The sequence below is a fragment of the Marinobacterium jannaschii DSM 6295 genome (genome assembly GCF_000620085.1).
Lineage (GTDB): Bacteria > Pseudomonadota > Gammaproteobacteria > Pseudomonadales > Balneatricaceae > Pontibacterium > Pontibacterium jannaschii.
The window spans coordinates 238,301-250,968 of record NZ_JHVJ01000004.1 but is presented as its reverse complement, the minus strand read 5'-3'; the positions used below and the strand labels follow the sequence as shown (position 1 = coordinate 250,968).

General features: G+C 41.9%; 11 protein-coding genes. All 11 read right to left on the bottom strand.

The window, feature by feature from the left end:
- The 11 genes from Q354_RS28135 to Q354_RS0102730 all read right to left on the bottom strand — a co-directional run bounded on the left by Q354_RS28135 (window position 1) and on the right by Q354_RS0102730 (window position 12,622).
- The gene (locus Q354_RS28135) at window positions 1-249 is read right to left on the bottom strand and encodes a hypothetical protein (RefSeq protein WP_156948147.1); all 249 of its coding nucleotides are present in this window, start codon (window positions 247-249) and stop codon (window positions 1-3) included.
- Between the two features lie 209 nt (window positions 250-458).
- Entirely contained in the window at window positions 459-1,823 is a 1,365-nt protein-coding gene (locus Q354_RS0102775; protein ID WP_027856289.1) for an MBL fold metallo-hydrolase, read from the bottom strand.
- Between the two features lie 121 nt (window positions 1,824-1,944).
- Window positions 1,945-2,682 carry a WecB/TagA/CpsF family glycosyltransferase gene (locus Q354_RS0102770; RefSeq protein ID WP_027856288.1) on the bottom strand — a complete coding sequence of 246 codons (738 nt, stop codon included), beginning with the start codon at window positions 2,680-2,682 and terminating at the stop codon, window positions 1,945-1,947.
- Entirely contained in the window at window positions 2,669-3,841 is a 1,173-nt protein-coding gene (locus tag Q354_RS0102765) for a glycoside hydrolase family protein (RefSeq protein ID WP_036228322.1), read from the bottom strand. Before Q354_RS0102765 ends, Q354_RS0102770 begins: the two co-directional genes overlap by 14 nt.
- Window positions 3,842-3,848: 7 nt before the next feature.
- A complete protein-coding gene (locus tag Q354_RS0102760) occupies window positions 3,849-6,023 on the bottom strand; it encodes a bi-domain-containing oxidoreductase (protein ID WP_027856286.1) in 2,175 nt (724 codons plus the stop codon).
- 6 nt (window positions 6,024-6,029) lie between these two features.
- Window positions 6,030-7,334, bottom strand: a complete 1,305-nt coding sequence (locus Q354_RS0102755; RefSeq protein ID WP_027856285.1) for a phenylacetate--CoA ligase family protein — start codon at window positions 7,332-7,334, stop codon at window positions 6,030-6,032.
- Between the two features lie 21 nt (window positions 7,335-7,355).
- Window positions 7,356-8,480 (bottom strand): sugar-transfer associated ATP-grasp domain-containing protein, encoded by a 1,125-nt coding sequence (locus Q354_RS0102750; protein ID WP_051559835.1) that lies wholly within the window; start codon window positions 8,478-8,480, stop codon window positions 7,356-7,358.
- Window positions 8,481-8,483: 3 nt separating this feature from the next.
- Window positions 8,484-9,647, bottom strand: coding sequence for a hypothetical protein (locus tag Q354_RS0102745; protein ID WP_027856283.1), 1,164 nt, complete (start codon window positions 9,645-9,647; stop codon window positions 8,484-8,486).
- 3 nt (window positions 9,648-9,650) lie between these two features.
- Window positions 9,651-10,454, bottom strand: coding sequence for a glycosyltransferase family 2 protein (locus Q354_RS0102740; RefSeq protein ID WP_027856282.1), 804 nt, complete (start codon window positions 10,452-10,454; stop codon window positions 9,651-9,653).
- The gene (locus Q354_RS0102735) at window positions 10,451-11,593 is read right to left on the bottom strand and encodes an O-antigen ligase family protein (protein ID WP_027856281.1); all 1,143 of its coding nucleotides are present in this window, start codon (window positions 11,591-11,593) and stop codon (window positions 10,451-10,453) included. Before Q354_RS0102735 ends, Q354_RS0102740 begins: the two co-directional genes overlap by 4 nt.
- A gap of 3 nt (window positions 11,594-11,596) precedes the next feature.
- Window positions 11,597-12,622: a glycosyltransferase family 4 protein gene (locus Q354_RS0102730; protein ID WP_084332446.1), complete on the bottom strand. Its 1,026-nt coding sequence runs from the start codon at window positions 12,620-12,622 to the stop codon at window positions 11,597-11,599.
- Window positions 12,623-12,668: the final 46 nt, after the last annotated feature.

Genomic DNA, 12,668 nt, shown 5'->3' with positions numbered 1-12,668 from the left:
TCACACACGATAGGCATCGTTAGCACGCTCTGCCCGTAATTCAACCGATGGGGTAACGATGACTTTCGCTGACGACGTTTCGTTACTCTCTTCAGAGAAAATATTGTCATCATGGGCCAGCTGTACACTGAGCTGAGGGATAACGGCAACCGGGCCATCCGATACAGATGCCGGTTCTATAGCCTGAACGGTCGTCCCGTAGAGGCTGCAAATGCCAAGCACTGCAAAGCGCAGATCTTTAACGTCCATATTATCACCCTGTTTAAAAGCGAACGGTACAGCTAGTCCAACTTCAAAAAATTATAAAAGTTTTGCGTGCAGATTTTATCATCAGTCCTTGCAACTGGCAGCACGAAAATATACTGATATTCGTTCAATAAACCGATGATCCGGCAAGAACTTATCCCGTACTACATCCAGGCAGGATGACGGATTAATATATTGTTATTGAATACTAACTACGCAATAGTTATTGATTTATCGCTTGATAACTTATTGCCTAATACTTCCTTCAGGAGACGCTTAGCTGTTTTATCACCATGGACTAAACGGATCTCCTGAGGCGTCACTTTAGCCCCAGAGACAAAATCAACCAGTTCCTTCTGGTCGGCATGGGCAGAATAACCACTGAGAGTATAAATCGAGGCATTGATAGCAACTTTCTGCCCTTCCAAGATAACATAGCCATTGCCTGGCCCGTAACGCAGGATATCCCGCCCCGGGGTGCCTTCTGCCTGATAGCCTACAAAGAGAAGGTCTGTTTCTGGCTGTGGCAACAGCGCTTTAAGATAATTGACGATACGTCCTCCGGCACACATACCACTGGCAGCGATAACAATAGCGGGCTTGCCGCTATGTGCGAGGTACTTAACCAACCTCTGATGATCGCGATGCTCATCAACGGTAATCAGATTATCAAAGGCGAGTGGATGACGTCCCTCCCCGCGTCGCTGGCATGCTTCCTGATCCCAGAGATGAAAAAGATCCCGATACTGCCGGGTAAAACGCGCGGCAAGGGGCGAATCCAGTACCACATCCAGATTTTTGATCTTGTCAGAACGGGTTTCGTGAAGAATCTCCTCAATCTCATACAGCAGTTCCTGGGTTCTGCCGATACTGAAAGCCGGTATCAGCACCGTACCGTCATCGCGCAGAGCCTTGTGCAACACAGATTCCAGTCTCTGCCTGCGCGCTTGCCGATCCTCATGCAGGCGATCTCCATAGGTACTTTCAAGCACCAACACATCAGCCTTTTCCAACGGCGTCGGATCGGGCAACAACGGAGTATCACTAGACCCCAGATCCCCGGAAAAGACCACCCGGCGGCCTTCAGACTCGAACTCGATATAGGCAGAGCCCAGGATATGACCGGCGATCGAAAAGCGCACCTGAAGTTCACTGTCGTCAAATGGAGTAATCCACTGGCCATAAGGAACCGCGATGATCATCTGCTGTATCATTCCTAAGATCCGATCGATCAGTACCGCATCCTTCGTTACCCCGATACGCAGGGCATCTTCCAGCACCAGCGGCAATAACTGAGCCGTCGCCTCGGTGGCGTAGATCGGACCTTTAAAGCCAGCGGCTATCAGCCAGGGAATACGCCCGACATGGTCGATATGACAGTGTGTGACAAACAGCGCTTTGACCGTCGATAGCGGAAAATTGATGCTAAAATCACCCTCAGGGAAAAGCTCTGCTTCCCTGCCCTGAAACAGGCCACAATCAACTAACACACTAGAATCAGACTGGAAGAAAAATTGGTGGCAGGAGCCGGTAACACCTTCTACAGCGCCATGGTGGATAATATCAAAATTATTCATTTCAGATCCTTTAATTTGTAACTGGAACGTCCTATTCCACAATGAACATGTGTAGAGTCATATTCGATGAAAATGATATTCGCCGATGGGTCTCCTTATTCGACTACAGCCTCCACCCAGGCTAAGCTCCAAGACCTAACCTAGTCTTTACCAATAACCAGGCAAATTGAGAGTTTGTAACAAAGTACCGTTTCCACATCCGTCTTGGCTCTTGCAGTACCCGGTAGAACCATTCAAGACCACATCGTTGCATCCACATAGGGGCACGTTTGACCTTTCCGGCTACGACGTCGAATGTGCCGCCAACTCCCATTACAAAATCAACACCGAGCTGACCTTTCCATTTGTTTATAAATTTTTCTTTCTTAGGGGACGTAATGGCAACAAAAAGTAACTTAGCACCAGATTTTCGAATCTCTTCGACAACTGACTCTTCATCATCCCAGAAGTACCCATGATGGAAACCTGCAACCTGCAAGTTCGGGTGCGCTTCTTTCATTACAGTGGCTGTTTTCGAAACGATCTCCTCCTTCGCACCTAAGTAAAAGACTGGAAATTCATCCTTTTCTGCCATCGCGTTTAGCTGATGAAAGAGGTCAACACCCGCTACGCGCTCTGTAACATCATGCCCAAGGAACCGAGCCCCCCAAACAACCCCCATACCATCGATATTAATGATGTCACACTCTGTTACAGACAGCGCCAGCTCAGTGTCTTTACGCATATTAACTACTTTTGCAACGTTTACCACCACATGCTGCGTAAAGACACCCTTTATCAGGCGTTCTTTAATAAGTTGCACAGTCTCTTCCATACTCCCCATATCCATAGGAGAGCCAAGCAATTCAATTCGTTTCATTTTGTTCCGCTACAGTCCGATTGAAATATGAAAAAGAGTAATACACCCAGGCCTGAGTCCAGCGCATATAATCAACCTTGTTGGAAACCCCCTTGTGCTTCTGGTACATAAATCTCTTTTTAGCCGGCATATAAAGTGTCTCGATAGATTTTTCAATAACCTTACGCGCCAACTCTCGGTCCTCAAGACTTCCACTTACCTTAAGCAAAGTGATAACAACTTGAGTTACCGAGTGCATATCCAGCGGATAAGGATTGCTATCATAGTACTTGGCGGTGCCATCATCTTCGATCAACTTGTCTTTGTAGTACGATAAGCCACGCTCGATAGCATCATCAAATTCTGAAGTGCCCTGTGCTTTACGGATAATGTGCAGTGCTTCTAAATTATACCCGGTATGGAAACCATCGATGAACTGATGATGATGTCGGGCACCATAAACCCAGGATCCGTCCTCAGCTTGTTCTTCTACAGACTGACGGGCGACCTTAAGAGCCAGCTCCTTAAATTGATCATCAGATTTTTTATCACCAACAAAAGCAACCCAGGCAGCCCCCCATAGGCTGGCATTATGCACAAACGCATCTTCACCGGGAATATAGGCGAAAAATCTCCGCCCATCAGCTTCGGTATACAGTGAATCAACGATAAAATAAGCCGCATCCAATGCAGCATTAGTATAGGACTGCCCACCCGTCTCAAGCCCTAGAGCGTACAATGCCTGAGCCACATAAATCGTTGTAATGATATTGGGCTTACCCTTAGGAACAAAAAATGCACGTGCATTCCAATCGAAATGATAACCCCAACAGGCATGCTTCCACACAGACTGGTCGCTTTTCTGCTCTAGTAACCAATCCCCAAGCCTTGTTGCTTCTTTCAAGAAGGCTGCGTCACCTGTCCGTTGATAATCCTCCAGCAGCCCCAGAATAAATAGCCCAACGCCCTTTGGATTACGTGCTTTTTGGACACCCAAAAGCGGCCGTAGATTAAGTGTTGAGCGTTTATGCAGCTGAATCCAAGCAAGCCCAAAAATTCCCTTCTTCAATGAAGGGGCTAGTTTGAATAGTTTGCTATTAAGACCATCGAAAGGATCAAAGCCCGCAAAATTATCTCTACGGGCATTCTCCAGAATTTCAGCACTATTGGCTTCAAACATTGAGTCTTTAGTCCTTATCAAGAACTGACAAATCCACTTTCATCGGTGCGCCGGTCGCAATAGACTCAACAGCCATGATCGTTGCCATACTGGTAGCCATGAGGCACTCGTAAGGCACAGACTGCTGTCCTGCTTTCATCGCCGTCAACCAGTCCTTGAGCATGATCTTCTGCCCCTTATCTTGTGCTGACAGCTTTTTTTGCACAACCTTTGTGTCACCACTAAACAGCTCTGCCTCTTTAAAGTCTTTAATGACCGCACTCTTACCTCCGCCAAACACTTCGATATACTCTTTGGCCATAGCTTTAGAGCCGTCTGCGCAATAGATAATGTTTGCGATGCTGCCATTTTCGAATTGGAGAGAGAGTGAAAGGTTGTCATTCAACAGAGCAGATTTGTCGGCCTTAGCACTCGCAATAGCCGAAACAGTGACAGGATTAGAACCCGTAAGTGCAGAAGCCAAGTCTACAAAGTGACATCCTTCGCCGATCATACGTCCACCGCCCACTTCAGTATCCTGAATCCAATGATCACCTGGTATCTGACCAGCGTTCACACGAACATTCACGACTAGTGGGGATTTGACGTGCTTGAAGTGCTCAACGACTTCAAGTGTTGACGGCGCAAATCGACGGTTAAACCCAACCATCACCGTACCTTTTGAACTTTGATAAGCTGTGTGAACATCCGATAGCTCATCAATCGTCAAAGCCAACGGTTTCTCAACATATACATGCTTGTTTGCAGCAAGCGCCTTTGAAACTGACTCGGCGTGCGTGTCATGACGAGTCACAATCATGATCGCGTCGGAATCTTTATCCAATAGCTCATCGTAATTCGCTGCACAGAACGAGAAACCAAATTGACTGGCAACACCTTGAGCAGTCCTACCACTCGCAGTAACCAAACCACGAAACTCTATATCAGTATCCGCCTTCAATGGAGGAAGCAGGCTTGCAGTAGCGTAATTACCTGCACCAAAAAACGAAACACCAATCCTATCTGTGGAAACTGGTTTTTTACTTACACTGATACGACCGCCGCTCTCAACCTCGGAAAGATCAGCCTGATACTGCATCAAAATACCGAGATACGGCTCAGTCTTATTTCCCTCGATCAATTGATACGCCTCTTCGGCCTGGTCAACCTCAAAGCGATGAGTAATAAGAGATTTAACATCCATTTTTCCTTGAGAGATAAGCTCAAGAAATGCCTGCATATTGCGCTGTTCAGTAAAACGAACATAACTAAGCGGATAGTCATTTCCGTTTTCTTCATAAAACGGATCGTATCGCCCTGGCCCGTATGAACGGGAAATGACGACGCTTATCTCTTTTTTGAAGTAATCTTCACGAGGAATATCCATGCGGACAGCGCCCACTACAACTACACGGCCTTTTTCACGTGTTACCTGGCCACATAGCTCGATCGGCTGATTACTGGAGCTACCTGCGCAAACCAGCACCCCATCAACACCATGTCCAGCGGTAAGTTCCTTGCACAGACCACCAAGGTCAGATCCTGGGTACGCACCGATCGCACCGAAACCTTCCGCGCGCTTGACCAGATCAGCATCGAGATCAGTCGCAATTACCTTACAGCCATTTGCTGTTAGCAGCTGAACAGCTATTTGACCTAGAAGCCCCAAGCCCAGAACCAAAAAGGTTTCGCCAAGCTTAGGATCAGCCAATCGAACACCCTGTAACGCAATCGAACCTACAGTGGTAAATGCAGCTTCTTCATCAGAAACATTTTGAGGTATTTTAACGACAAGGTTCTTTGGTATCGCAACAAACTCTGCATGGTTGGCATAGTCTGCGCCGCCACAGGCTACTCGATCTCCGGGACGAATCCCCTCTACCAACCCACCTGCCGCTACAACTTCACCTGCGCAGCTGTAACCAAGGGGAGAAGGTGAATCTAGACGAGAGTTCACCGTTTGCAGCGTCTTCTGCAGGCCTTCGGCCTTTACTTTTTTAATTACCTGCTTAACAAGATCTGGGCGAGCTTTTGCTTTTTGCAAAAGGTTCTTTTTGCCCATATCAATCTTGGTTTTTTCGGTACCTGCGCTGATTACAGATGCTGTGTTTTTAACCAGCACAAACTTGTCAGTTAAGGTTGGCACTGGAACATCGTTCACTTCTACAACACCAGTTCTAAGAGTTTGGCATACCTGTTTCATTCGAATTTATTCCTTAACAATAAGGGAAACTTTTCCACCCTGCGTTTTAATGGGACTACTGATCAGCTTAAAATCAACATCCATATTTAGCCCCGATGTATCAAAAAGCAACTCGCAGTTTAAGTCAGAAGATTGCGATGTAACATATACTGTTAACCTACCAGCCTCAGCTTGCTTAACCTGTACAAATTCTGCATATTCGAATATTCTATGATGCCGCCCAAAAACAAGCGCAGTTAATGAAATATTCCGACCATTCAAGTCTGAAACAAACTCACCTGTACGACCCTCTGATATCTTAAAAGATTCGAGCAGACCATTTTTATAACTTACAGAATCAATTAAATCGCCGGTATCATATCTTATCAGGGGTCCCAACTGATTATGAACGGTAGTACCAACTAAATGATTCCGCCCCTCAATACTAACCGACTCTGAGAAGCCATAAGACTGAAAGGGAAAATAAACAAAAGGCTCTTTATATTCTCGTGCAAGAATGGCCATTTCAGAATGACCATACCAAGACAATGTCGGAATACATAGTATTGACTCGATGTAATCTCTATATACAGGTGCAGGATACTCGGACCCTAAGAAAACCCCTTTCACATTTAATCGAATCTTATCAATTAATTCGGGATACAACTCAGCCGAATGCTTTAGAAACTCATAAATACCACTAGGGTAGCCATGAAGATATTCAATTTTGTACTTAGACAATACTTTATATAAAGCATCAACCAAAAGCTCAAAATCACAATATGCATTTACCTGAAATTCATTATGAATAAAATTATATACAACAGGAGCTTCACCTAAATTCATACCGCGAAAGGTTAGCTTCATGCATTTTGTTTTATATCCTAGCTGTTCCCATATAGCATGCATATGCGACCACTCTCGTGAATATGCTTGCCCGTCCAAAAGCAACTTCAATGGCTGGCCTGAAGTACCACCTGTGTTTGTAACCACTCCCCCTTTCAAGGATACTATCCGATCTTCAAACTTTACCTTTTGCAAGTCTTTCTTTTTGATAATCGGTATCGATGATAGGTCGTCAAACGAGTTTAGCTCCAAACTAGAAAAATCATGTTCTTTGTAAAACTTCTTGTAAAAAGGAACCCTTTTTTCACATATAGAAACCAAGTTCTTTACTTGATAGAAAATCTCTTCTGGACGCACCACAAGTTTAGATTTTTCTTTGTATACAACATAACTTTGACCTAATCTATATTCGAAGGGCAAGGCTGATAAATGTTTACCCAAGAAAACTGGCGTCTTCTGAAAAAACCTCTTAACACTCTGTTTCATAAAAGCGCCTCAGACCGCACATTAATGAATGTTTAAATCATCGTCAAATAAATCTCTCATACCACCAACACCTGACTGAGAGTGATCAATACCAAACATTGTATTTGCTTCAATCACCAATGGTCCATCATCTGTTAACGCAATATCCCAACCAATCAAGTTTTGAAGAACCATTTTATTCGCAAATGAAACAATCTCTCCCTTAATATGGTCCCAGCCTTCAATTTTCATATTACCAAAATCGAACTTAGTATCTGGGTGGTTAAATATTTTGTCTGATCCATACTCATAGCCAGCATAGGGCCTCATTGCCTTTCCGGTCAATAAATCAATACCTATCAATAGCCCTCCTAAGTGACTGTTATCAACCTGCCTCCCGGCGGTACCCATTCGAAGCGTGACCGCTATTAACTCAGCATTTCCTGTAAAGTTTCTTTTTGTGACCGCTCTCAGCGTATTTACACTATGAGGATACACATCATTAAGAAATGAAATTTGCTCTACTTGCTCTTCTATTACAAAATCACCGGATAAACCCAGAATATATTTCAAGCCAACAAGCACATCACAAATAAAGAATTCACCACCCTTCTTAATAGCAATATTAATACCCACACCACCTTTACCATCAACAGGTTTTATAAATAGTTTTCTAGATTCTACCGAGGATAAAATATCATTAAATTGAACTTCATCAATCACCGTGCCTTCTGGAGTCAACAACTTTCCTCCCTTCTTGAACGCCACCATCTTAGGCACTGGAAGACTCATACCTTTGAATACATAATAAGATAGAATTTTATTCTCCAATGCACCTTTAGCCGTTTTAGTATCATCATACCTAGGATACAAAATATTGTAGAAATAATACCCTGGTATATACGCCTTCATTTCCTCCAACCCTAATTCACAATCACTTCTATAAAAGTCATGTGTATAATACTGCATTGGAACACAGCCCCAGTACGCCCTCAATTCTTTAAGCTCCTTTTTCATCAACGGAGCTGGCTTACTAACCTTACAGTCTCTATACCTCCTCATATTAAACTTATGCCTACCATTAAAAAACATATAATAAGCATACCTAAGAAAATCTTTAACATAATCTAAAGACTTCATATTCCACTTATATGAAAACTTACTCATTTATTACGCCTCTCCATATGCAATACATCTCACTCCCACTAATGCCTGAATAAATATTACAGAAAGCCAGACGAGAGATCCTATCAACAAAAAAAAGCTCAACGAAAGCGACAGCATATAAACGAAGAAGCAGCTTAAAACAGCTCCAAACAATGCCATCATATTGAAAACAAGGTTTAGCCTTCCTAAATCATGCGTCTCATAAACAACGGTGACCGGCATCAGCACTACATAAACTAAAGTACAAGGCAAAATAGCCAACAATAATTCGAGATCAACAGGCTCAAAATCTAATACACGATAAGTCAAAAAAACCATAAAGCAAACAATAAATAATATTGCCACCCCTTTTATTACAACCCCTAAAAAAACACCGCTAACACTTCCAATAACGCCTCTATTTAGAGAGTATTTAATATTATTAGCCTGTATCGTACTATATGCAACAAATGCCTTCACCAAATACATCATACAAATATAATACAATCCAGCTGCATACGCCCCAAATTGAAAGTTTATAAATGTAACAATAACTAATTCACGAGCCCCTGCAGAAAGTGAAGTTAAAACATAGGGAAAACCAATCCTCAAGGCATCATTAACCTTAGCAACATTTGACAAGACCAAATATTCTCGGAAAACACCATACCTTTCTCCCCCGAGCACTGCACATAGAACAAATGCAATCATTGCAGAAAACAACATACCCTCAACAGAGGAATCAATAAAAAACACCATCCCGAACATACAGTAGAGGACAAAATTCTTTAAAAATTGAATCTTAGAAAACGCGAATTCATCCTTAACGATAAGATAATAATTAACAATATTAAACAATCCTAAGCAGACAGAGAGCAATAATACTGCGACCAACAAATCGATAGTCTCATAAAAAAACACTACCAGCACAGAACCAATCAAACTTGTATACAACAGAATCGTCAAGCATACGGAAAATTTTTCACGCACATCCTCAACCAGGTTTAATTTACCAATGATAACTTCACTTCTCATCGTAAGTAGATATGAAAGCATCGTTGCCCATGACATAACAAGAGAGTATTTCCCAAATACAGCTCCGCCATAGAACTTAAAAATAAAAGGTGAAAAAACAAAGGGCAGCGCTAAAGCACCTCCCTGAAATATATAATTTTTATTTATACCCATCTTTCAAACAGGCTTCGCATAATATGACATTAAGAACCTAAAAAACTCAGTCACACTTAGCTCCTTAATAAGAAGCTTCATTGCAAACCTAGCCCCCAAAAAATAACCTCTTACACCGTAGTATTCTTTATATATAAACCACAACGATACGTAATAATTTTCGTTCCTGACATGCATGGTGCTTCCACTAACAGGATGATAAATAACAGTGGATTTAGTACTATATATTCTCAAATCACTCTGAAAAGCCTGTAAACAGAAGACGGAGTCCTCACCGCATATAACACTAGTCCCCGCACCAATTCCCTCTATAAACGCAAGATTATGCTTATCCCAGCTACTCCTTTTTACGGATATTGTGGAGCCCGCACCGGTAGCCATTGATACGGAGATAACTTTTCCAAACTGATACTTAATCTTTTCACCACAAAAATTATAGCTTTCAAAGTCAACATATTTAATGACCCCAAACGTAATATCCGCATCACTTTCTATATAATGCTGAGCCAGGCTATCGAAGTATCCTAAAGCAGGCTTAACATCATCATCCAAAAAAACTATAACACTGCCTTCCGAGTGCTCCACACCCAAGTTTCTAGCTCGAGACAATCCCTTTTTATTTACTACTATTTCTTTAACGATAATTCTACCACGCCTTCTTTCACTGATAGATATAGGCCGCTCAGCTCTAACATCCTGCTTAACGATAACAACCTCAATGTTTTTATTAAGAAAATCTTCCTCACCTAATACATCATTAAAATCAAAACCAATATTAATTGTAGGAATAACTATCGACAATTTCATTTAATATTTACCAAGTCACTTTTCATACTTGCTTTTAGCAAACCAAAAACCAGCCAAAAGCTAAGAGCATAAATCGGATGCTCAAACCAAAGGTTCAATACGGCAAAAACACACATACCAGTAATCACAGAACGGAAATACAGTGTAGATACAGCCCCTTTAATAGGCTTTACCATCAACCAAAACATGCTAGCCACAAAGAACATCGCTGGAAAAATTCCAAGATAGTACAGTGGTGTTAAGTATGAATTGTGATGCAGTGCATAATATACTTTGTCGCCCATCGTGCTTTCACCATATGCATATGCTTCACCTAACCCATGACCGAAAGGAAACTCAAACCAGTCATTCAGCACCAAATAGTACAAACCTAATCTTGCATTTGTGTTTCCATCACCTCCCGACAAAGAAGCAGAAAACAAATCAATCATAACCTGCCCGCTACTGGTAAATAACAAATACAAAACAGCTATACTAAAAAAACCCATCACAACTCTAAACTTAAACGGCCTACTTACATCTGAAGAGTACAAAAGCCAGAATCCAAACTGAACAGCCAACGCCAAGAAAGCGGATCGGTGAGCTGCTGTAATCACAAAAAGTGCTAAAAAAGCAGAAAAAACTACTTTGTACTTAACTTCAATAGATTTAAAGTAAAGCAAAATCGGAAAAATAATAAAAACAAGCGAAATACTAAAAAAATCATGAAACCTAACCCGCTCACTTTGAGCTAGAATAGATGATACAACTTCTTCATAATAAATAATAAAAACAGGAAGCTTCATTAAACAGCAATAAAGCACTATTCTGGAAACCGCCGCTTCCGTAAAGCTATACTTCAAATTACTCGCTATATATTGTGAAATAGGAATAAAGAACATCAACCCCTGCCACCCAATGTACTTTAAGGGTTTTTCATTCACAGTTGACTCAAGCACATAAAAAAAACACACTACCAAACATATCATCCATCCTAGATCTATAAAGTATATATCATTTATTTTTGTTCCAAAAAACGCGACGAAACCTAATAAAACAATCCCAATTGCAAATGGGTATTGCATGCCAGTGGATTCAAGAATCAATGAGCATATTGATAAAACAACCAGAACTAAGGACAACGTATATTTCAGCAGCACTATTCAACCCTTTTTCATCAAAACAGCACCCAAATTATCGAAATATTTTTTTTCAGTGAACATTTTTTGATATCGTTCATAGGCACTAGTAACAACCCCGAGCCTTTCTAGATCTTCAATTGACTCCAATATCTCAACCGCCTCATTAACAAAATCTTCTACAACAAAACCACTTCCTTCACTTAATATGAAAGGGGAAGATGTTGTCCGGCTCGAAATTACAAGAACTCCTGCTGACATACCTTCAACAATAACGTTCCCAAAAGATTCACGATATGAAGGGAACAAAAGCACATCTGCCCATTCAAACACCTCAGATTTCTGCTGTCCTGAGGTATGCCCTTCGACACAAACCTTTCCGGTCCGTAGAATACCCCCTAGTCTTTTTTCGAAATACTCATGGGAATAACCCCCTAGAAGGCTCCCACAAATCCTTGCTCTGAAGTCTACCCCCCTCCTCTCCAGCTCCAGAACAACATCAATAAACTCCTCTATGCCTTTTTCCTTAAAAACATTGGAGAAAAATAAAAGATTCAGACACTCCATTTCTTTCCGCACATAGTTAAAATTGCAAAACTCATTAACACCATTCGGTACCACACGTTCTTCGATACAATCTAGCCATTCATGCTCTTGTTGCAGGCCGTCTGACACATAAATGATAACATTGTCGCCTATAATGAACTTAATAACGCGCCTATATAGTCTATTTTTTAAACTTAGCTCCGTTCCATGTAAATAAATATAAACCTGCTTTCTAAAAACTCTAAAAACTAATACGATAAGTAGATCCCTTACTAAGGCCACACGCAGCGTGGCCAAATAAATACATACAACATCCCTTCTACGCGTCACACAAATCCTAAACGCTTCAAATATCAATCTAACCATCAGACAAAGCAACCCAAAGGACTCGATGATCGAGTTACGGTGTTTTAGGTGTAGACGCTTAGGGCTTGTCCGACATACACGCACATCTATAGAGTTTTCGTTACAGTAGCCGACAAATGCTTCAACTAAAAGAGACACTCCATGAACCGGAGGTGGTAGCGGCCCAAATATTCGAACACACACT